Origin of the sequence: Streptomyces sp. TLI_105, from assembly GCF_900105415.1 — a bacterium.
Classification (GTDB): Bacteria; Actinomycetota; Actinomycetes; order Streptomycetales; family Streptomycetaceae; genus Streptomyces.
On record NZ_FNSM01000001.1, the window covers coordinates 342281 to 362522 of the forward strand.

Below are 20242 nucleotides of genomic sequence, written 5' to 3' on the forward strand. Positions count from 1 at the left end.
GCGCTCGGGCCCGGCGGCGGCACGAGGCGCCGGAGCGCCTCCTCTTCGACCACCCGACCCGCTCCCTCTCCCCTCGTGTCGTTCCGTCGGGGTTCGTACCGTACGCGGTGGTCAAGCGGGGTCGACCGCGGAAGCGTCCGGAGGCACCGCGGTCGGCGGCTCGGCATCAGGGGCGGGGGCGGGGGTTCCGTCGCCGTCCAGGGTGATGTGGAAGAGGCGGTAGGTGCCCGTCATTTCGAACAGTCGGCGGAGCTGGCCGGGCAGCGGTCCGACGAGGACGAGCCGGGAGGGCCCGCGGTGCGCCCGGACGAGTTCGTGCAGGAACGTGGAGTCGCCGAAGACGACGTCGGCGAGGTCGAGCAGGATGCGCTCGGCGTGGGCCTTCCGGGCGGCGGTGAGGGCGTCGCGCAGGCAGTCGATCGTGTCGACGTCGAATTCGCCGCTCGCGCTGAGCAGCCACGTGGCCGGGGAGCCCGTGCTCTCGCGCCGCACCCGGGCATGGCCGGATTTCGCCCCGTAGACCGGATGAGGGCGGCCGCCACCCACCTCGGGGATCGCGCCCGGGTCGGGGGCGTTCCGTCCAGATCCGGCCTTCCGGTTCCCGGTCATGGAACTCATCACCTTCGGATCGGCGGGCAAGGTCAGGGAGGGGGAGGGTCGTCGGGAGGCGGCGGCACGCCGGCGAACAGGTCCAGGAAACCGTCGATCTCGTACCGGGCCTCCGCGGGATGACGGAAGAACGCGTGTCGGGCGACCTCGTAGTGGTTGCGCCGCCCGCGCCGGGAGCGGGCCAGGTAACCGGCACCCTCCAGATCGCTCACGATGGCCTGCACGGCCCGTTCGGTCACGCCGCACCCCGCGGCGAGATCACGCAGGCGCACCTCGGCGTCGCGCGAGATCATGACCAGCACCCGGGCGTGGTGGGTCAGGAACGTCCAGCTCGTCCGTGGCGCATGCTGCTGCTCCGACATGCATCCATTATGAACCGTGATTCCGGTTTTGCCGTACTTGTTTCCGCCTTCCGCCATCGGGACACCGGGCCGCTGAGGACCCGGGAGCGCTGAGAGTTCGGGAGCCCTGAGGGCTCAGGAGGGCGGAAGCAGCGGGCCGAGAGGGCCGAGGTCGAGATTGAGGTCCTCCAGGCTGAAGCCGTGCTGGGCACACAGCTCGGTCATGCGGTCGTGGAGGGCCAGCAGGGTCGCGCCGAGTTCCTCTTCCTGGCCCTCGGTGAGGCCGCCGGCGTCGACGCGGCGCAGGGCCTGGCGTTCGATGAGCTGGCGGAGGAGTTCGACCACGGTCAGGACCAGCTTGACCAGGTCCTCCTCGACCGTGTCCGAGCCGGTGCGGATCCGCCGCGCGGGCGGTTGCCGGGCGGCGGCACCGGTGTCGGCCGGCAGGGCGGGCAGGAGCCGTACGGCATCGGCCATCGCCTCGCCGACGGCCCGCACGTCGGGGGTTTCACGGCTCATCGGGCCCCCCGTACCGCCCCGCCGGGCGCGGGGCTCCGATGCCGCCGACCGAGTCGGTGACGGAGCTGATGAGGGCACGGAGGGAGATCCGTACGAGGTCGATGTCCGCGATGGACAGGACGATGTCCCCGGTGATGACGACGCCTCCGGCGAGCAGCCGGTCGAGGAGGTCGACGAGGGCGACCTGTCGGCCCGGCAGGGCGGGGTCGTTGCGGTCAGCGGGGCTCATGGCCGGGACCGGGCGGCGGGGGTTCAGGGGGCGGGGCTTCGGAGGTCGGGGCTTCCGAGGCCAGGGCTTCGGGGGCCAGGGCCTCGGGGGTCGGGAGGAGAGCGGTGAACGAGTACGGGGCCCAGGGACCGGTCATTTCGAGCAGGATTCCGGGGAGGTCCTCCGCCGCGGCCTGGATCGCCCTGCGGAAAGCGTCGGCGTCGGCGTCGGCCACCAGGAAGGCGGCGTTGGTCACGTTCTCCCCGACCGAGGCGGCGGTCAGCGGGCCGCTCTGCGGTGGATGGGCGACGTGGTCGGCCGCGTACTGCCGGGCGATCTCGGCGATCCGGTCGGCCGCGGTCCTGGCCTGCTGGTAGTGGTCCTCATGGGCGTCGCGCTGCGCCCTGCGGGCCTGGAGGTAGGCCTTGCCGGGGCCGGCGGACGGCGCGGCCGTCCGCGTGTCCGGGGCGGTGGCGGGGCGTACGTAGATCTTGACGCCGTACTCGGTGTGGGCGGCGAGCCGGGCCAGCTGGGTGGCGAACTCCTGGCTCTGGCTCTGCAGGGCCCGCATGGCGCGGGTGCGGTCCTCGTAGAGGGTGGCCATGCGCAGGGGCAGGACGGTGGTGCGGGCGGCGAGGGTCTCGATGACGCGGTGGTGGGCGCGCGCGGTCTCCTCCAGCCAGCGCAGGTCCTCGAAGCGGGCGGGGAGCACCGCTTCCTCGAAGTCGGCGCGGGGGACGTCGCTGATGGCGAAGGCGACCGGCCCGGTGCCGTCGGGGACGGGGGCGAGGAGGGTGACGCGGCTGCCGGCCACCCCGGTCAGGGTGGGCAGGACGTCGTCCAGGGCGGGCGTCGGGGGTGTGACGGCGTAGACGTAGGTGAGCGTCGCCGCGGTGGGTCCGTTCATGTCCCGGTCCTCCGCTTCGCCGTGCGACGAGCCGGCCTGGCCTCGTCCTCGGCCCCCTCCTCCTCGATGCCGACCGCGTCGGGGGTCGGGTCGGACCCGGCCGTGATCCCCTCGCGGCGCAGTCGCGCGATCTCCTCCCGCAGGCGCTGGTTCTCGGCGGCGAGCGAGGCGACGTCGTCCTGGCGGGAGGAGTCCAGCCGGGAGGAGTCCTGGCGGGACGAGTCGATGCGGGACGGATCGTGGCGGGAGGAGAGGGACGGATCGTGCTCCCACCAGTCGATGCCCATCTCCTTGGCCTTGTCCACGGAGGCGATCAGGATGCGCAGTTTGATGGTGAGGAGTTCGATGTCGAGCAGGTTGATGCGGATGTCGCCGGCGATGACGATGCCCTTGTCCAGGACCCGCTCGAGGATGTCGGCGAGACTGCTCGCGGAGCTCGGCGGATAACCGGCCATCGGCGGATCGGCACCGAACCTGCGGGCGAGGGGGTCGGTCACGAAGGTTCGCCTCCCATTGTCTGCCGTCGCCCCGCCCGTCGGACCGGTCCTGCCGGACGGCCGCGGTCACGGAACTCGAATCGGGGCGTCCGGTCAGGGGCCGCCCCTGCGGTACCTGTCGATCTCCTCGAGACGGTCGATCAGCAGGTCCTCCTCACGGTCGAAGGTCTCCTCGTCGATCTCGCCCGCCGTCAGTCGGCGTTCCAGTTCGGCGAGGCGGGCCATGACCGGTGCCGGGTCGTAGTACTCGGCCTCCGCCTTCTCCGCGACGCGCCGGGCAGCCCACACCGCGGTGCGGACCGGGGCCAGCGGCAGAGTGACGAGTTGCCCCAGCAGACCCATCGTGCTCCCTCCTTCCTCACTCCCTCCGGGCGGTCACCGGCGGCCTACGAGATGAAGCTGTAGGGGGGCAGCGGCCCGGTCAGCCGGACCTCGACGCCGTCGCCGCGGTCCCCCGCCTGTTCGTCGAGGACCTTCAGGACCCCCTCGTCGTCCCGCCGGACGAGCAGGGACAGGGCGAGGAAGTCGTCGCCGCCGACGGGATGGACGACGTGCTCCCGGCCCAGCGGCGCCAGGGAACCGATCAGCTCCTCGGCCGCGTTCGCGCGGCGCCGCTCGACCTCTTCGGCGACCATGCGTCCCAGCTCCACGGGCAGCCGGGGATCCTCGGAGCCCTGGCGGATCTCGTCGTTGAGCCGACGCGCCTCGGGCAGGTCCTCGAGGATCTCCCGGAGCAGGAGGTCCTCCGCCCGGGAGGCCTTCACGTGGTACTCGGCGCAGTCGGCGACGCGCTCCAGCGCCGCGCGGTAGAAGTCCTCCTTCTCGTCGAGCGCCCGCAGGACGGCGTCGTCATCGGGGGCGGTGTAGCCGAACCGCAGCGGCAGCTGGGTTCCGTCATCCAGCAGACGGTCCTGGACCGCCTGGTGGGCGGACACGTCCCGCCGCTTCGGCCGGATCTCTTCCTCGATGTCGCTCACCACGGCGCGCAGCGCCTCCGTGGACAGGACCCGCACCGCCGCTCCCTCGGATCCGACCCCTGTCATGCCCTCGATCCGGCAGGGGTGGTCGCGCGTGGTCACCGCGTAGACGTAGACGGCCATGGTCATTCCCTCTCGCGTCGCGCCGTCCGCCGCTCCGGCTTCCGGCGCCGAGGAGCCTCCTGCTCCTCCTCATCGCCCTCGTCCTCGTCCCCCCGGCCGGACAGCGACTGGGTGACAGCCTCCATCGCGCCGCTGAGGGCGCCCTTGGTCTTGCCCCGGCTGCCGCCCTCGACCATCTTGTCCATCATGTCAGGCAGCTGGGTGGGGGCCTTGCGGCCGGATTCCAGGTCGAGGCGGTTGCACGCCTCCGCGAAGCGGAGGTACGTGTCGACGCTGGCCACGACCACCCGGACGTCGATCTTGAGGATTTCGATTCCGACCAGGGAGACGCGTACGAACGCGTCGATGACCAGCCCGCGGTCCAGGATGAGCTCCAGGACGTCGTAGAGGTTCCCTGAACCGCCTTGGCCGCCGCGACCCGGACTTCCGCTCGCTCCCTGCGGCATCACCGTCATGACGTTTCCCTTCGCGGCCCGGCCCTCTCAGCGGCCGGACCGGTCGATCATGCCCCGGCTGTACCGCCGGGTGCGTTCGTAGGAGATCAGCTCGCCGGACGCGTCCAGCTCGACCCGGTAGCTGCCCATGACGCTGGTGGTCTCCGGGATGCGTTCGAGCTCGACCACCTCCACCACGGCCTCCCAGCCCTCGTCCGTGGGCTTCAGGGACGTCACCGACTCCGGGGGCCTGCCGAGCAGTTCCGAGAGCTGCTCGGCCGCGGCCCGCAGCGCCGCCGCAGCGCCCTGTCTGCGGGAGCCGGCCGCCTTGCGCGCGGGCCTGGTGGACCGCTGCGTGTCGTCGTCCCGTGCGGGACGGCGCCGACGGCGTTCTGGGTCCGGTGTGGTCATCTGATTCCTTCGTGAATCGGACTTCCCTTTGACCCACGCGTCTCCCCCAGGAGATCCGCCCCACTCCACCTGAAGAGAATTTTCTTCGCATACCGCCGCATATCCGGAGCCGCGTCGAGCACCCCCCAGATAAGACCCCGAGCGTCGGGGCCGGTCGTCACCTGACGTCGACCACCTCTCACCTGGGAAGGACGAGGCTGATGGAGGACACGACCAAGATCGCCCTGGCAGCCGCCGTTGCAGGAGGCTACGTACTGGGGCGGACCAAGAAGGGCCGCATGGCCCTGTCGCTCGCGACCTACCTCGCGGGCCGGAAACTCGATCTCCGACCCGGCCAGCTCGTGGCACAGGGGGTCCGGAAACTCGGGGAGATGCCCCAGACCGCCGAGCTCGGAGAACAGCTCCGGGGCGAAGCCCTCCAAGCCGGTCGCAAGGCCCTCACCGCTGCTGCCAACCGCCAGCTCGCCGGCCTGGCCGACTCCATTCATCAGCGCACGCTCGACCTCGGTCGCGGCGGCAAGGAGCCCGATGAGGAGGACGAGGGGTACGAGGAGGACGAGGCGTACGAGGACGAGGACGTCGACGAGGAGCCCTACGAGGACGAGGCGGCGGACGACGAGGAGGCAGGCCCGCGCGAGGCACGGGGAGAGGAAGAAGAGGAAGAGGAAGAAGAGGAAGAGCCGGAGGAAGAAGAGCCGGAGGAAGAAGAGCCGGAGGAGGAAGAGCCGGAGGAGGAACAGGAAGCCGAGGACGAGGAGGGCCGGGAACCCGAGGACGAGCAGGAGGAAGAGGAGGAGGCACCCCCGAAACGGCCCCGAGGCAAGAGTTCACGGACCTCCACGACGGGCCGCAGTGCGCCCGCCCGCCGCTCCTCGCCCCGCAAGAGCGCCGCGAAGAAGCCGGAGCCGGCGGCCGCCAAGAAGACGGCGGCCAAGAAGACCACGTCGTCCGGAAGCCGGGGCACGGCGAAGAAGAGCACACCGGCGAAGAAGACCACGACCGCGCGCGGAAGCACCCCGGCGAAGAAGGCGCCGGCGAAGAAGACAGCTTCGGGCGGAAGTCGTACCGCGGCGAAGAAGACCACGTCGTCCCGGCCCCCCGCCAAGAAGGCGGCGGCCAAGAAGACCCCGGCGAAGAAGACCACCGCGCGCAAGGCGACGGGCGGCAGCGCCAGGAAGACCACGTCGGCGAAGAAGACGACGGCGCGCAAGCCGTCTACGCGGAGGTAGCGCCATGGCCACCGATCGTGAACGCTCGTCGTCGAACTCCTCATCCCCCATGGATCAGCTGCTCGAGGAAGTCGGCGAATACCTGCGGACGCAGGCGGACCGCCTGGCCGACAAGGCCGTGGACAAAGTGGGGGACCTCACCGACCAGCTCTCCGACGTGGCGGAGAACGGGGGATCGCTCGCCGGCATCGGCGGCCGTCTCCTCAAGGGCGACTCGCCCCTGAAGGCCGTCGCGGGCACCACCTTCGACAGCGTCAAGGACACGGTCAAGAACGTCGGCGGCGGGCTGCTCGGCAAAGGAGGCAAGTCCCGCAAGAGCGGAGCCAAACCGACGCACATCTGCGAGTCGATCGACATCGGCGTCCCGCTGCGTACCGCGTACGACCAGTGGACGCAGTACGCGGACTTCAGCACGTTCGCCAAGGGGGTGCGCAGTGTCTCCCAGGGCGACGACACCACCAGCGACTGGAAGGTCAAGGTCGGTCCCTCCACACGCAGCTGGAAGGCCAGCGTCCAGGAGCAGGTGCCGGACGAGCGCATCATGTGGAGCTCCGACGGCCCCAAGGGCACCACGCGTGGATGCGTCAGCTTCCACGAACTGGCCCCGGCACTCACCCGCGTGCTCGTGGTCGTCGAGTACTACCCCTCCGGCCTCTTCGAGAAGACGGGCAACATCTGGCGTGCCCAGGGGAGGCGGCTGCGCCTGGACCTCAAGCACTTCGCCCGTCACGTGACCCTCTCCAACGAGGAGCCGGATGGCTGGCGGGGCGAGATCCGCGACGGCGAGGTGGTGCGCAGCCACGAGGAAGCCGTCGAAGAGGAAGAGGCCTCGCAGGACCAGCCGGAGGAGGACGAGGACGAGGAGTACGACGACGAGGAAGAGGGTGAAGAGGAGGAGGGAACCGACGGCGAGGATGAGGGCGAGTACAAGAACGAGGACGAGGACGAAGGCGAGTACGAGGACGAGGAAGAGGACGAGGGTGAGGGCGAGGGCGACTGGGATGAGGAGGAGGCTCGCCCCGGCCGCCGAGCGAGGCGCTGAGGAAGCGGGCCGCCGGGCATGACCCGGCGCGATCAGAATCAGAAGAACAAGAAGGAGGCTGTCGTCCGAGGACGACAGCCTCCTTCGTCGGCGCCTCGACCGGGCATTCAGTGCTTCATCGTGTCCTTGGCCTTCTGCCCGGCCTGCTTGGCATCCGCGGCCGCCTGTTCGGCCTTGCCCTTGAGCTCCATGCTCTCGTTGCCGACGGCCTTACCGGTGGTCTCCTTCACCTTGCCCTTCATTCCCTTGCCGACGTTCTTGGCCTTCTTTCCAGCGGCCATTTCCGTTCACCTCCGACATCTTGTCGACCTTCCCGAGTCAGGACGCCCCCAGGGGCGACCGCGCCTCCAGCCGCAGCCATCTCGGCAGCACGGCCCGGAACGTGGTGCGCACCATTCGGCCGGCCATCCATCGCCCGCCGCGAGCCGTCATCCGCATCCCCCACCACGACGCCCACACGGCGCCGCGGCACATCACGGCGCGGGGCGTCCAGTAGGCGCTCCCGCGGCGACGGCCCCACTTCCGGCGATGCCGTCTCCGGCCCATGGCGATCCTCACGAATGTCTTCTGCCGGCCACGAGCCGGTAGAGGATCAGGAGGATGACAGATCCGACGATGGCGGCGATCCAGGTGGAAAGCTCGAAGAATCCGTCGATGGAGTCGACATCGAAAATGACCTTTCCGAGCCATCCTCCCAGAAGGGCGCCGGCGATTCCGATCAGTATCGTCACGATGCAGCCGCCGGGGTCCCGGCCCGGCATCAAGGCTTTCGCGATGATTCCGGCGAGCAGACCCAGCAGAATCCAGCCGATGATTCCCATGGGGTTCCTCTTGTCAGGGCACCAATCTTCTGTAATCCATCTGCGCAGCCCAGCCGACGCCAAACATGGATGTCACACAAATCTGAAGCGTCAACGAGTACCGAAGCGCCAGGTGGCGGTCTCTGTCCAGGAAGGCCCTCGCAGCGGGTGTGTCCGTGTATCGCGGGCGTATCGGAAATCGCATACGCCCCCGCAACCGCCCGCCGTCTCCAATGGGGGCATGAACCACCACGCGTCCCTGCCCGCACCGTCCCGCCACGCGCGCCGGGCCGTGCTCCTCGGCTCGGCGGTCCTCGGCACGGCGGGCTTGTTCGTCGTACGGCGGCCGCTCATGATGTCCGCTCCGACGTGCCTGGCCGGGCGGTGGCACGGTTGCCTGGACACGTTCAACGGCGTCGTGCTCGTCACCCTGACCGCGCTGCCCCTGGCCGCCCTGGTGACGTGGGCTCTGGCCCGTCGTCGGCGTGCCGCCGGTGTCGCGGCGGCGTGGCGGATGTCGCTGGCCGAGGTGGGGATGGTGCACGGGACGGTGCCGTTCCTGTGGATGACCATGATGCCGGGCGCCGGGGCCGGCACCGTCCCCGGCCGGACGAGCCTGGTACCGCTGCGGGACCTGGTCACGATGGGGCCGCTCGGGATCGCCGGCAACCTGCTGGTCTTCGCGTCCCTGGGGTTCTTCGCGCCGATGCGGTTCGGGGCGGTGGCGTCCGTGCCGAGGATCCTGGCTCTCGGGGCGGGCTGCTCGGTCCTGGTCGAGACCGCGCAGTACGTCCTGCGGCTCGACCGGGTGTCCTCCGTGGACGACGTCCTGGTCAACGCCGCCGGCGCCGTGCTGGCCGCACTGGCGTCGCGCCGCTGGTGGCGCACTCCGGCAGACGCTCCGGCGGAGCGGCCTCGCCCCGCTCCGGCACCGGCGGGCTGAGCCGCGACCCCGACGGGTCCCACGTCTCCGCATACGCGGGCGCCTCCGCATACGCGGGCGATATGCGGGGTTGCCTAGGCTTCGGCCATGCGTGTACTGATCGTGGAGGACGAGCCCTACCTCGCCGAAGCCGTACGGGACGGTCTGCGGCTGGAGGCGATCGCCGCCGACATCGCCGGCGACGGCGACTCCGCCCTGGAGCTGCTCGGCGTCCACTCCTACGACCTCGCGGTCCTCGACCGGGACATCCCCGGCCCCTCCGGCGACGAGGTCGCCCGGCGCATCGTCGCCTCCGGCAGCGGCATCCCGATCCTCATGCTCACCGCCGCCGACCGCATCGACGACAAGGCCTCCGGTTTCGAGCTCGGCGCCGACGACTACCTCACCAAACCGTTCGAGCTGCGGGAGCTCGTCCTGCGGCTGCGGGCGCTCGACCGCAGGCGCGCGTACGCCCGGCCCCCGGTCCGCGAGCTCGCGGGCCTGCGCGTCGACCCCTTCCGCCGGGAGGTCTTCCGCGACGGGCGTCACGTCGCGCTCACCCGCAAGCAGTTCGCCGTGCTGGAGGTCCTCGTCGCCGCCGAAGGAGGAGTGGTCGGCGCCGAAGAGCTGCTGGCGCGGGCCTGGGACGAGCACGCCGATCCCTTCACCAACGCCGTCCGCATCACCGTCTCCGCCCTGCGCAAACGGCTCGGCGAACCATGGGTCATCGCCACGGTGCCGGGGGTGGGCTATCGCATCGACGTCGGTCCCGACAGCCCTCGCTCCGGAAGCGCGCATGTCTAGACGCCCGGGGCTCAGCGTCCGGCTGAGGCTCACCCTCAGCTACGCCGGATTCCTCGCCGTCGCCGGTGCTCTCCTGCTGGCCGTGGTGTGGGGGTTCCTGCTGCGTTACGTACCGGACAATCAGCAGGGCCTTCTGGGGATCTCGCCCAACCGCTACCTCCTCGTGCGCACCTTCGGCCCCGCCGCGGCCGTGGCGATGGCCTTCCTGCTCGTCTTCGGCCTGGTCGGGGGATGGATCCTCGCGGGCCGGATGCTCGCGCCGCTCACGCGGATCACGGCCGCGGCGCGGACCGTCGGGAGCGGTTCGCTGTCCCACCGGATCCGCATGGAGGGGCGCCGGGACGAGTTCCGTGAACTCGCCGACACGTTCGACGCCATGCTCGAACGGCTGGAGTCGCACGTCGCCGAGCAGCAGAGGTTCGCCGCGAACGCCTCCCACGAACTGCGCACTCCCCTGGCCGTCTCGCAGGCGCTGCTCGACGTCGCCCGCAGGGATCCCACGCGGGACCGGGAGGAGCTCCTGGAGCGGCTGGCGGCCGTCAACGCGCGGTCGATCGGCCTCACCGAGGCCCTCCTCGTGCTCAGCCGCAGCGACCGGGGGGCCTTCGACCGCGAGAGCGTCGACCTCTCCCTCGTCGCGGAGGAGGCCGCCGAGACCCTGCTCCCCCTCGCCGAACAGCGCGGGATCACGCTCGACGTCACCGGCGGAGCGGCTCGGACCAGTGGCTCCGCGGAGCTCCTGCTGCGGCTGGTGACGAACCTCGTCCAGAACGCCGTCGTGTACAACCTCCCCGCCGGCGGCACCGTGAAGGTCCACACCGAAACGCGGGGCGGGGCGAGCGTGGTGCGGGTCGAGAACACGGGCCGTCCGCTCCCGCCGGACCTGGTGCCGACTCTCACCGAGCCCTTCCGGCGCGGCACGGAGCGGGTGCGCACCGACGGGCACGCCGGCGTCGGTCTGGGCCTGGCGCTCGTGCACAGCATCGTCCGCGCCCATGACGGGACCCTAGACCTCGTCCCCCGCCCCGGCGGCGGTCTCGTCGTCACGGTCCGGCTTCCCGGCATGCCGTAGGCGTCGTTCCCGAGCACCGCCGCACGACCTCCCGCGACCACGCGACCCACGTCCTGTGAGGTTCCTGTCGGGAATCCGGGCGCTGTCCCGGTCGAGTCACCGGAAAGCGGCGAACCGACGGGAGCACCTCAGGAAGCACCGCATCGTCGCCCTCGGCGCCGGGTGTGCCGGGAAGCCGAAGCACCTGGGCGGCAAGGCCGCACGGATCAAGGCCGACATCCTCGGGATGTCGCTGTGGACCACCTCGCACCCGACCTTCGGCCTGCCCAGGCGCCGGCACCGCCTCACCGCCGCGCGCTCGTCAACGGCGCTCCCGCCATGCTCTTCGTCCTCGGCGACCGGGTGATCGGCTGCGTCACCTTCGACATCGTCGGCGGCAGGATCGCGACCGTGCGCGGCATCGCCGCGCCCGCCCGTCTCACCCGCCTCGGCGAGGCCTGGCGGCGGTGCGCACCGGACGTGCCGCTCGTCGCCCGGTGGTGACGGCCGCGCCCCGCCGCCCCGTGGAGCGTCAGACGGTTCCCGTGGCGGCCGGGGCCCGCAGGGCGTCGGCGATGCCTCGGGCCAGGAACGGGATCCGGTGCGCGGGGACGCCCGCGATGTTGATGCGGCCCGCGGTCGTGCCGTAGATCCCGGACCGGCGGCGCATCCGGAGCATTCCCTCGGGGGTGAGGGGCAGCATCGAGAACATGCCCTTCTGCCGCCCGAGGGCGCTCGCCGCCTCCTCGTGGCCGAGGGCGCCCAGGTGGGCGACGAGGTCCGTCCGGTTGGCCGTGATGCGGTGGCGCATCGCGTCGAGTTCGGCGAGCCAGGCGGCCTTCAGGCGCTCGTCCTCCAGGACGGTGGCGACGACGGCGGCGCCGTGGTCGGGCGGCATGGAGTACAGGGTGCGGGCGGCGTTCTGGAGGGCGGTCTCGACGTGCCGGAGCGCCCGCGCCGAGGAGCCGACGACGACGGCGCAGCCGGTGCGGTCGCTGTAGAGGCCGAAGTTCTTGGAGCAGCTGACGGCGATCAGCACCTCCGGGAGCCGTTCGGCCAGCATCCGGGTCGGCCGCAGGTCGGCGTCGAGGCCGTCGCCGAGGCCGTGGTAGGCGAGGTCGACGAAGGGGACCCAGCCGTTCGTCGCGGCGAGTCCGGCGAGCTCTTCCCAGGTCTCGGGGGAGGGATCCGCTCCGGTGGGGTTGTGGCAGCAGCCCTGCAGCAGGACGACGTCGCCGGGACCCGCCTCGCGAAGGTCCTCCAGGAGTCCCGTGGCGTCGAGCCACCGGTAGGTGCGGACGGTGAGGCCCGCGCCTTCGAGGATGGGACGGTGGTTGACGTACGCGGGGTCGCTGATCCACACGGTGGTGCCGGGGCGCGTCTGCCGTACGAGGTCGGCGAGGAGGCGCAGGGCGCCGGTTCCGGCCACGGTCTGGACGGCCGTCGCCCGCGCGGTGAGGGCCTCGGTGCCGAGGACGGTGGTGAGCATGGCGCGGTTGAAGGCGGTGTTGCCCGACAGGCCGAGGTACTCCTTGGAGCCGGAGCGTTCCGCCAGGCGCATCTCGGCCTCCTTGACCGCCGCCATGACGGGGGTGACCCCGGTGTGGTCGCGGTAGACGCCGAGGACGAGGTCGAGGCGCTCGGGTCGCGGGTCCGCGGCGTACTCGGCGGTCAGGTCCCAGAGCGGGTCGGCGGGCGGGGCGGGGAGGAGCTCAAGCATCGGCGGAGACCTTGGTTCGGGAGCGTCGGCGTCCGTTGGCGAGCGCGACGCCGAGGGTGATGAGGGGGACGCCGATCATGACGGGCAGGGTCGGCGACTCGTCGAGGAGGGGCACGGCGAGCAGGACGACGGCGACCGGGCTGAGGCTGCCGACGACGGAGCTGCGCTCGGGGCCGAGCCGGCGGATGGCGAACGCGTACATCAGCCCGGCGCAGAGGCCGACGCCCAGGCCCTGGACGACGAGGAAGAGCGCGATGTCGCCGCCGGCCGCGTGGGCGAGGCCGGTGGGCAGGACGCCGGTCAGCGTCAGCAGCGCGATGACGGCGAAGGAGGGCAGGCAGAGCAGGCCGATGGACCCGATCGGGTCGAGGTCCACCTCGCGCAGGCCCACGGTGTAGAGGGCCCACAGGCCGCTGGCGACGAGCAGCGTGCCCGTGCCGAGCAGGACGTCCGCGTCGAGGGCCGCGGTGTAGCGCCAGACCAGGGCCACGACGCCGGACACGATGAGGGCGAGGCCGGCCGCCTGGGTGCCGCGCGGGGCACTCTTGCCGCCCGCGACCATGAGGGCGGAGACGAACAGCGGGACCATGCCGGGCACGATCGCCCCGACGAACGCGGCGGAGGTCAGCGAGCCGCCGTACATGGCGGCGAGGAAGAACGGGACCCCCGCACCACAGATGATCTTGGCCGCGGGACCGAACCGCACGGCGGCCAGTCGGCGCCTGCGCCGCCACAGCGCGGGCGCCAGGACCACCAGGGGCACGCCGAAGCGCAGCAGCGCGGCGTCGGCGGGCAGCAGCGTGGAGGCGCTCAGGGCGCGGGCGCTGAGCGCGAAGGCGGCCCAGACGGCCACGGTGAGGAGCAGCGCGAGCATGCCCACGGCCTGCGGGGAGGGCCCCCGGAGCCGACCGGTGCGGGGCTTCCCGTCGTGCCCCTCGGGCGGAGTGCGCGTGTCCCGCGCCTCCCCCGTTCTCGCCCCCACCGATTGTGTTGCGGCCACCGGCCGTTCCTCCCTCTCGAAGCCGTTCGGGCGGAGCCGATGCCCGGCTCATCCCCAGGGAGCAACGCTAGACCTTGGAGCGGGGCAGATGATTGCCAGTTATGCCCCTCAGGCATAGCGTGGGGGCAGAATCTGCCAAGATCTGTAAAGGAGAGCCGATGGACGCCGTGGACTTCCAGATCGTCCATGAGCTGCAGACGGACGGCCGCCTGTCGAACCAGGACCTCGCCGACCGGATCAGGCTGTCCCCCTCCCCCTGTCTGCGCCGGGTGCGCCGGCTCGAGGAGTCGGGGCTGATCGGCGGCTACACGGCCACCGTCGACCAGGTCGCCTTCGGTCTGCCGATCACCGTCTTCGTACGGATCCGCCTGGAGCGGCACACGGCCGAGGCGGTGAACGTGTTCGAGCAGCACGTCGGCCTCATCGACCACATCCAGGACTGCTATCTGATGGCCGGCAGCAGCGACTACCTGCTCAGGGTGGTCATCGAGAGCCTGGAGGCGTACGAGGCGCTCGTCCGCACCCGGATCCACGCCATCCCGGGCATCGCGTCGATCGAGTCGAGCTTCGCCTTCGGCAGCGTCAAGCAGTCCAGGGTCTACCCGCGGCCGGGCGTCCCGTCCCGCCCGCGTGCCGCCGGCGGCACGGCCGGATGAGGCATGGCCGGGGGCGATGATCGATGTCACTGCCACGCGATCTTCAGCAGGCCGCGGCACAGCCCGTAGCGTGGCCGTAACGAGCCGGGCGCGACGCGGGCGAGTGGCGCGCCGAGAGCGGTGCGCACGCGCGGGACCGGTCGCCGACCCGTCGTGCTCGTCACCGGCAAGGTGAAGGGATCAGGATGTTCCGCAAGGTGCTGGTGGCCAACCGCGGGGAGATCGCGATTCGCGCGTTCCGCGCCGGCTACGAACTGGGGGCGCGCACGGTCGCCGTCTTCCCGCACGAGGACCGCAACTCACTGCACCGGCTGAAGGCCGACGAGGCCTATGAGATCGGTGAACCCGGTCATCCGGTACGGGCCTACCTCTCGGTGGCGGAGGTCATCCGGGCGGCCCGCCTGGCCGGTGCCGACGCCGTCTACCCGGGCTACGGATTCCTGTCCGAGAATCCGGAACTGGCGCGCGCCTGCGAGGAGGCGGGCATCACGTTCGTGGGCCCGTCCGCGCAGACCCTGGAGCTGACCGGGAACAAGGCGCGCGCGGTGGCCGCGGCCCGCGAGGCCGGCGTGCCCGTGCTCGGTTCCTCGGCGCCCTCCACCGACGTGGACGAACTCGTGGCGGCCGCCGAGGGAATCGGCTTCCCGGTGTTCGTCAAGGCCGTCGCCGGCGGCGGCGGCCGCGGCATGCGGCGGGTCGAGGACCCGGCGACGCTGCGCGAGTCCATCGAGGCGGCGGCCCGCGAGGCCGAGTCCGCCTTCGGCGACGCGACCGTCTTCCTGGAGAAGGCCGTCGTCGACCCGCGCCACATCGAGGTGCAGATCCTCGCCGACGGCGAGGGGGAGGTCATCCACCTGTTCGAGCGCGACTGCTCGCTGCAGCGCCGCCACCAGAAGGTGATCGAGCTCGCGCCCGCCCCGAACCTCGACCCGGCGGTGCGGCAGCGGATCTGCGACGACGCCGTGAGGTTCGCCCGCCGGATCGGCTACCGGAACGCGGGCACCGTGGAGTTCCTCCTCGACCGCGACGGCAACCACGTCTTCATCGAGATGAATCCGCGCATCCAGGTCGAGCACACGGTGACCGAGGAGGTCACCGACATCGACCTGGTGCAGTCGCAGCTGCGCATCGCCGCCGGGGAGACCCTCGCCGACCTCGGCCTGACGCAGGAGTCCGTCGTCCTGCGCGGTGCCGCCCTGCAGTGCCGCATCACCACCGAGGACCCGGCCAACGGCTTCCGCCCCGACACCGGCATGATCAGCGCCTACCGCTCCCCGGGCGGCTCCGGCATCCGGCTCGACGGCGGAACCACCCACGCCGGTACGGAGGTCAGCGCCCACTTCGACTCGATGCTGGTCAAACTGACCTGCCGGGGACGGGACTTCAGGACCGCCGTCGACCGGGCCCGGCGCGCGGTGGCCGAGTTCCGCATCCGGGGCGTGTCCACGAACATCCCGTTCCTGCAGGCCGTGCTCGACGACCCGGACTTCCAGGCCGGGCAGGTCACCACGGCCTTCATCGAGCAGCGGCCGTACCTGCTCACCGCCCGCCACTCGGCCGACCGCGGCACGAAGCTGCTCACCTACCTCGCCGACGTCACCGTGAACAAGCCGCACGGCCCCCGTCCCGAGCTCATCGCCCCGGCCACCAAGCTGCCCCGGCTGCCCGCCGGCCGGCCGCCCGCAGGCTCCCGGCAGCGGCTGACCGAGCTCGGTCCGGAGGGCTTCGCCCGCGGCCTGCGCGAGTCGCCGACCCTCGGCGTCACCGACACCACCTTCCGCGACGCCCACCAGTCGCTGCTCGCCACCCGGGTCCGTACGAAGGACCTGCTCGCCGTCGCCCCGGCGGTCGCGCACACGCTGCCGCAGCTGCTGTCCCTGGAGTGCTGGGGCGGCGCCACCTACGACGTCGCCCTGCGCTTCCTCGCCGAGGACCCCTGGGAGCGGCTGGCCGCGCTGCGCGAGGCCGTGCCGAACATCTGTCTGCAGATGCTGCTGCGGGGCCGCAACACCGTGGGGTACACCCCGTACCCGACCGAGGTGACCGACGCCTTCGTGCAGGAGGCCGCCGCCACCGGCATCGACATCTTCCGGATCTTCGACGCGCTCAACGACGTCGACCGGATGCGGCCCGCGATCGAGGCCGTACGGGAGACCGGGACGGCGGTCGCCGAGGTCGCGCTCTGCTACACGTCCGACCTCTCCGACCCGGCGGAGAAGCTGTACACGCTGGACTACTACCTGCGGCTCGCCGAGAAGATCGTCGCCGCGGGCGCGCACGTCCTCGCGGTCAAGGACATGGCCGGTCTGCTGCGCGCCCCCGCCGCCGCCAAGCTGGTCTCCGCGCTGCGCCGGGAGTTCGAGCTGCCGGTGCACCTCCACACCCACGACACGGCGGGCGGCCAGCTCGCCACGTACCTCGCGGCGGTCCAGGCCGGGGCGGACGCGGTGGACGGCGCGGTGGCCTCCATGGCCGGCACCACCTCGCAGCCCTCGCTGTCGGCGATCGTCGCCGCGACCGACCACTCCGAGCGGCCCACCGGTCTCGACCTGGAGGCGGTCGGCGACCTGGAGCCGTACTGGGAGGGCGTCCGCAAGATCTACGCCCCCTTCGAAGCGGGCCTGGACTCGCCGACGGGACGCGTGTACCACCACGAGATCCCCGGCGGGCAGCTCTCCAACCTGCGCACCCAGGCCGTCGCGCTCGGCCTCGGCGACCGGTTCGAGGACGTCGAGTCGACGTACGCCGCCGCGGACCGGATGCTGGGCCGGCTGGTGAAGGTCACCCCGTCGTCGAAGGTGGTGGGCGACCTCGCGCTGCACCTCGTCGGCGCCGGGGTGGCGCCCGAGGACTTCGAGGCGGCGCCGAACCGGTACGACATCCCGGACTCCGTCGTCGGCTTCCTCCACGGCGAGCTGGGCACGCCGCCCGGCGGCTGGCCCGAGCCGTTCCGCACCAAGGCCCTGGAGGGCCGCGCCGGGCCCAAGCCGATGCGGGAGCTCACGGCGGAGGACCGCACCGGCCTGGCCGAGGACCGGCGCGCCACGCTGAACCGCCTCCTCTTCCCCGGCCCGACGCAGGCGTACGAGGCGCACCGCCAGGCGTACGGCGACACCAGCGTGCTCGACAGCAAGGACTTCTTCTACGGGCTGCGCCCCGGGAAGGAGTACAGCGTCGACTTCGGGCCCGGCGTGCGGCTGCTCATCGCGCTGGAGGCCATCGGCGAGGCCGACGAGCGCGGCATGCGCACGGTGATGTCCACCCTGAACGGCCAACTGCGTCCAATCCAGGTGCGGGACAAGGCCGCGGCCGCCGACCTCCCGGTGACCGAGAAGGCCGACAGGTCCGATCCCGGCCATGTCGCCGCGCCGTTCGCCGGCGTGGTCACGCTGGCCGTCGCCGAGGGCGACGAGGTCGAGGCCGGCGCGACGGTGGCCACGATCGAGGCGATGAAGATGGAGGCCTCGATCACCGCCCCGAGGAGCGGACGGGTGACCCGTCTGGCCATCACCCGGATCCAGCAGGTGGAGGGCGGCGACCTCCTCGTCGAGATCGGCTAGGTTCTGTCCGGCGGATCTTAACGGGTCACACCGCAGTAGGCTGGGGCGGTGCTGCTCCCCACCCTCCCGCGCACCCGCCTGCGTTCCTCCGATCAGCCGGCTATCGACACGCCATTCGGCCCGCTGACCTTCACTACGACGATTGGGAACACCAGCCTTCCGCTGCAGCCGGATGAGCTGTTCCAACTTCCGGGCGACTGCACGCTCGCCCGCTGGGTAACTCCCGGGGCCCGCGTCGAGCTGCTGCTGACCCCGTACGATCCCGAGCTCGACCCCGAGAACTGGGGGCCACTGATCGACTGCCGTGCGGCAGTCTGGCGAATCGACGCCTTCACGCCGCTCGGGCGAGTGCAGTTCTCGGCAGGGCTTCCGGAGGGTGCAGACGGAGGGTACGACGGGGGGGCAGGCGCTGGCAGCTATTACGGTGGAGGACGAGACGATCCGGCTCACTGTCGGAGGCAGTGACGAGGAGGCGATCTGCGGGGCCGCCGACGCAGGAGAGGTACCCCGGCGGTGGGCTGCGCTGATCGACGAGGTACACAACCACTCGTTCAGCACGTGGGGCGTGGACCTATGGTCACTACCACGGCATGTCCTGGACGCTGCCCCCGCTGGAGGCCGGCGACCACTGTGAACTCCCCGTAGTTGCAGCCTGGGCCCCGGTCACCGAGGAGAGTGCGAACACCTGGTACGCCGTCATGCCATCGCCAACGGTGCTGCTGAGGCAGGTCACTGCCGAGCCGGCGAAGCAGGCCGATACTCCGGACGCGGGCTGATCACGGTCTGAGCCAGAGGCGTATCGACGCGACGGTGACGGTGCCGTGGAAGACGTAGGCACGCTTGTCATACCGCGTCGCGACGGCCCTGGAGTGCTTGAGTCGGTTGATCGTCCGCTCGACCTCGTTCCGGCGCCTGTACATCTCCTTATCGAAACCCGCAGGCCGGCCTCCTCGGCTGCCGCGGCGCCGGCGGTTGGCCCGCTGGTCCTTCGGCTCCGGGATGGTGTGCTTGATCTGGCGTCTACGCAGGTAGCGGCGATTGCGGCGGGAGCTGTACGCCTTGTCGCCGCCGAGGTGGCCGGGGCGGGTGCGCGGATGCCCGCCGCTCGGGCGCTTGACCCTGATGCGTTCAAGGACCGGGATCAGCTGTGGGCTGTCGCCCCACTGACCGGGCGTGATCAGCATGGCCAGGGGACGGCGGCCGCCTTCCCCGGCAAGGTGGATCTTGGAAGTGAGGCCGCCACGGGACCGGCCGAGTCCTTCGTCGGGGCGGTGTTGCCGAGGTGTTGATCTCCGCTTCGGGATCCTGGGTGTCCTGCGCGGCGCACCGGCAGCATGCTGGTGGGCCCGGCACGAGGTGGAGTCCACGCCCACCATGCTCCAGTCGATGCGCCCCTGAGAGTCCGCCTCGGCCTGAACGGTCTGGAGGATCCTTTCCCAAGTGCCGTCCGCCGACCACCGGCGGTGGCGCTCGTACAGGGTCTTCCAGTTCCCGAACCGCTCCGGCAGGTCCCGCCACGGGACACCCGTGCGGACCCGGAACAGGATCCCGTTGATCACCATCCGGTGATCAGTCCAACGTCCGCCACGGCACCCGGTCTTCGGTAGATGTGGTGCCAGTTGCGCCCACTCGTCGTTCGTAAGATCACCCCGCCCCACGACCAACACAATGGTCCATGGGGCGATCACATGATCCGCCGGACAGAACCTAGGCCGGAAGGCGGCCGGGACGCCGAACGAGGCGTCCCGGCCGCCTTCCGGCACGGAACGGGGGCGGGGCCGTCTCGTCCCACCGCCTCCGAGCCCGGCGGTTCCGGCCGCGGCCGGAACCCGTGGCCTCTCCGGCGGGGGGCCTCGGCGCCGACGTGCTGCAGAAGAAGCGGAGTGCGGCCGTCGCTGTGGCTCCCGTACGTCCCGGTGTCGGTGCCGGGCCGTGGGCAGCCGGAGGGAGGTCATGCATTAGGCCCACTCCGTCATGCGGCATGCTCCCGATCCTGTGAGGCTGGCCGGGACCGGGCGCGGGCCCGCGCGCGGCCGCCGGCGTGTGTGACAAGCGGAGGAGGAACCGTGGCACCTCTCGCTCGGATTCCACTGGAGGGCGGCGGCTGCGTCCTGGTCGAGGCCCCGGCCACCACGGAGGGGCCGGTGAAGGCCGGCCGCATCGGTGATGCGATCCATGACCTGCCGGAGACACTGCAGGAGGCGCTCGGGCCGGTCACGGCGGCGGCGCGCGTGGCCCTCGACCAACTGCGCAAAGCCCGCCCGGACGACATCACGGTGCAGTTCGGCATCGACCTCTCGGTTGCGGCCGGGGCCGTGATCACCAAGACCGGTGCCGGCTGTCACCTGATGGTGACCGTGGCGTGGAAAGGAAGCGATTCCGGCCATCCTCGCGCCGCGTCCGAGGAACCGGAGCAGCCGACGTGACCGGCT

Annotated in this window: 25 protein-coding genes; 10 read left to right on the forward strand and 15 right to left on the reverse strand. The window is 71.5% G+C overall.

Translation table 11 applies throughout. From position 1 onward, the window contains the following. Window positions 1-111: 111 nt before the first annotated feature. The 10 genes from BLW86_RS01755 to BLW86_RS01800 all read right to left on the reverse strand — a co-directional run bounded on the left by BLW86_RS01755 (window position 112) and on the right by BLW86_RS01800 (window position 5026). Window positions 112-609, reverse strand: coding sequence for an STAS domain-containing protein (locus tag BLW86_RS01755; RefSeq protein ID WP_093872353.1), 498 nt, complete (start codon window positions 607-609; stop codon window positions 112-114). A 32-nt stretch (window positions 610-641) separates the two neighbouring features. Then, complete coding sequence (locus tag BLW86_RS01760) at window positions 642-971, reverse strand: helix-turn-helix transcriptional regulator (RefSeq protein ID WP_093872354.1); 330 nt, start codon at window positions 969-971, stop codon at window positions 642-644. 114 nt (window positions 972-1085) lie between these two features. Beyond that, window positions 1086-1469 (reverse strand): gas vesicle protein K, encoded by a 384-nt coding sequence (locus tag BLW86_RS01765; protein WP_093872355.1) that lies wholly within the window; start codon window positions 1467-1469, stop codon window positions 1086-1088. Further along, window positions 1459-1698 carry a gas vesicle protein gene (locus BLW86_RS01770; protein WP_093872356.1) on the reverse strand — a complete coding sequence of 80 codons (240 nt, stop codon included), beginning with the start codon at window positions 1696-1698 and terminating at the stop codon, window positions 1459-1461. Before BLW86_RS01770 ends, BLW86_RS01765 begins: the two co-directional genes overlap by 11 nt. Continuing rightward, window positions 1685-2584 (reverse strand): GvpL/GvpF family gas vesicle protein, encoded by a 900-nt coding sequence (locus BLW86_RS01775; RefSeq protein ID WP_093872357.1) that lies wholly within the window; start codon window positions 2582-2584, stop codon window positions 1685-1687. The genes BLW86_RS01770 and BLW86_RS01775 overlap by 14 nt, the downstream gene beginning before the upstream one ends. Next, window positions 2581-3081: a gas vesicle protein gene (locus BLW86_RS01780; protein ID WP_371129434.1), complete on the reverse strand. Its 501-nt coding sequence runs from the start codon at window positions 3079-3081 to the stop codon at window positions 2581-2583. The genes BLW86_RS01775 and BLW86_RS01780 overlap by 4 nt, the downstream gene beginning before the upstream one ends. 93 nt (window positions 3082-3174) lie before the next feature. Further along, on the reverse strand, window positions 3175-3423 hold the full coding sequence (locus tag BLW86_RS01785; protein ID WP_093872358.1) for a gas vesicle protein GvpG: 249 nt from the start codon (window positions 3421-3423) through the stop codon (window positions 3175-3177). Between the two features lie 44 nt (window positions 3424-3467). Next, entirely contained in the window at window positions 3468-4181 is a 714-nt protein-coding gene (locus BLW86_RS01790) for a GvpL/GvpF family gas vesicle protein (RefSeq protein ID WP_093872359.1), read from the reverse strand. 2 nt (window positions 4182-4183) lie between these two features. Continuing rightward, complete coding sequence (locus BLW86_RS01795) at window positions 4184-4636, reverse strand: gas vesicle structural protein GvpA (protein WP_093872360.1); 453 nt, start codon at window positions 4634-4636, stop codon at window positions 4184-4186. Between the two features lie 27 nt (window positions 4637-4663). After that, the gene (locus BLW86_RS01800; RefSeq protein ID WP_093872361.1) at window positions 4664-5026 is read right to left on the reverse strand and encodes a gas vesicle protein GvpO; all 363 of its coding nucleotides are present in this window, start codon (window positions 5024-5026) and stop codon (window positions 4664-4666) included. Between the two features lie 200 nt (window positions 5027-5226). Between BLW86_RS01800 and BLW86_RS41830 the strand changes: the two genes are divergently transcribed. Beyond that, window positions 5227-6255 carry a histone protein gene (locus BLW86_RS41830; RefSeq protein WP_177181530.1) on the forward strand — a complete coding sequence of 343 codons (1029 nt, stop codon included), beginning with the start codon at window positions 5227-5229 and terminating at the stop codon, window positions 6253-6255. Window positions 6256-6304: 49 nt separating this feature from the next. Further along, window positions 6305-7297 carry an SRPBCC family protein gene (locus tag BLW86_RS01810; protein WP_256341165.1) on the forward strand — a complete coding sequence of 331 codons (993 nt, stop codon included), beginning with the start codon at window positions 6305-6307 and terminating at the stop codon, window positions 7295-7297. Between the two features lie 107 nt (window positions 7298-7404). Here the strand turns inward: BLW86_RS01810 and BLW86_RS01815 are convergent, their stop codons facing one another. Together BLW86_RS01815 and BLW86_RS01820 are read right to left on the reverse strand one after the other, a co-directional pair. Next, a complete protein-coding gene (locus tag BLW86_RS01815) occupies window positions 7405-7578 on the reverse strand; it encodes a CsbD family protein (protein WP_093872363.1) in 174 nt (57 codons plus the stop codon). 273 nt (window positions 7579-7851) lie between these two features. Continuing rightward, window positions 7852-8118, reverse strand: coding sequence for a GlsB/YeaQ/YmgE family stress response membrane protein (locus BLW86_RS01820; RefSeq protein ID WP_093872364.1), 267 nt, complete (start codon window positions 8116-8118; stop codon window positions 7852-7854). A 220-nt stretch (window positions 8119-8338) separates the two neighbouring features. Here BLW86_RS01820 and BLW86_RS01825 point away from each other — a divergent pair, with 220 nt between their 5' ends. The 4 genes from BLW86_RS01825 (at window position 8339) to BLW86_RS01845 (ending at window position 11378) form a co-directional block, all read left to right on the forward strand. Next, window positions 8339-9040, forward strand: coding sequence for a VanZ family protein (locus BLW86_RS01825; protein ID WP_093872365.1), 702 nt, complete (start codon window positions 8339-8341; stop codon window positions 9038-9040). An 87-nt stretch (window positions 9041-9127) separates the two neighbouring features. Then, window positions 9128-9823, forward strand: coding sequence for a response regulator transcription factor (locus BLW86_RS01830; RefSeq protein WP_093872366.1), 696 nt, complete (start codon window positions 9128-9130; stop codon window positions 9821-9823). After that, window positions 9816-10895 (forward strand): sensor histidine kinase, encoded by a 1080-nt coding sequence (locus tag BLW86_RS01835; protein ID WP_093872367.1) that lies wholly within the window; start codon window positions 9816-9818, stop codon window positions 10893-10895. The genes BLW86_RS01830 and BLW86_RS01835 overlap by 8 nt, the downstream gene beginning before the upstream one ends. Before the next feature lie 234 nt (window positions 10896-11129). After that, window positions 11130-11378, forward strand: coding sequence for a hypothetical protein (locus BLW86_RS01845; protein WP_371129435.1), 249 nt, complete (start codon window positions 11130-11132; stop codon window positions 11376-11378). Window positions 11379-11406: 28 nt separating this feature from the next. On the opposite strand, the gene BLW86_RS01850 is transcribed toward BLW86_RS01845, so the two are convergent. Together BLW86_RS01850 and BLW86_RS01855 are read right to left on the reverse strand one after the other, a co-directional pair. Then, window positions 11407-12594, reverse strand: coding sequence for an amino acid aminotransferase (locus tag BLW86_RS01850; protein WP_093872369.1), 1188 nt, complete (start codon window positions 12592-12594; stop codon window positions 11407-11409). Further along, window positions 12587-13594 carry a DMT family transporter gene (locus BLW86_RS01855; protein ID WP_256341167.1) on the reverse strand — a complete coding sequence of 336 codons (1008 nt, stop codon included), beginning with the start codon at window positions 13592-13594 and terminating at the stop codon, window positions 12587-12589. Before BLW86_RS01855 ends, BLW86_RS01850 begins: the two co-directional genes overlap by 8 nt. A 158-nt stretch (window positions 13595-13752) precedes the next feature. On the opposite strand from BLW86_RS01855, the gene BLW86_RS01860 reads away from it, so the two are divergent. The 3 genes from BLW86_RS01860 to BLW86_RS41445 all read left to right on the forward strand — a co-directional run bounded on the left by BLW86_RS01860 (window position 13753) and on the right by BLW86_RS41445 (window position 18275). Next, a complete protein-coding gene (locus BLW86_RS01860; RefSeq protein ID WP_093872370.1) occupies window positions 13753-14250 on the forward strand; it encodes an Lrp/AsnC family transcriptional regulator in 498 nt (165 codons plus the stop codon). Window positions 14251-14435: 185 nt separating this feature from the next. Then, entirely contained in the window at window positions 14436-17810 is a 3375-nt protein-coding gene (locus BLW86_RS01865; RefSeq protein WP_093872371.1) for a pyruvate carboxylase, read from the forward strand. Window positions 17811-17858: 48 nt separating this feature from the next. Beyond that, window positions 17859-18275 (forward strand): hypothetical protein, encoded by a 417-nt coding sequence (locus tag BLW86_RS41445; protein ID WP_143060200.1) that lies wholly within the window; start codon window positions 17859-17861, stop codon window positions 18273-18275. A 311-nt stretch (window positions 18276-18586) separates the two neighbouring features. On the opposite strand, the gene BLW86_RS01875 is transcribed toward BLW86_RS41445, so the two are convergent. Further along, window positions 18587-19468, reverse strand: coding sequence for an IS5 family transposase (locus tag BLW86_RS01875; RefSeq protein WP_093878422.1), 882 nt, complete (start codon window positions 19466-19468; stop codon window positions 18587-18589). A gap of 486 nt (window positions 19469-19954) precedes the next feature. Here BLW86_RS01875 and BLW86_RS01880 point away from each other — a divergent pair, with 486 nt between their 5' ends. Further along, window positions 19955-20236: a CU044_2847 family protein gene (locus tag BLW86_RS01880; protein ID WP_371129436.1), complete on the forward strand. Its 282-nt coding sequence runs from the start codon at window positions 19955-19957 to the stop codon at window positions 20234-20236. Window positions 20237-20242: the final 6 nt, after the last annotated feature.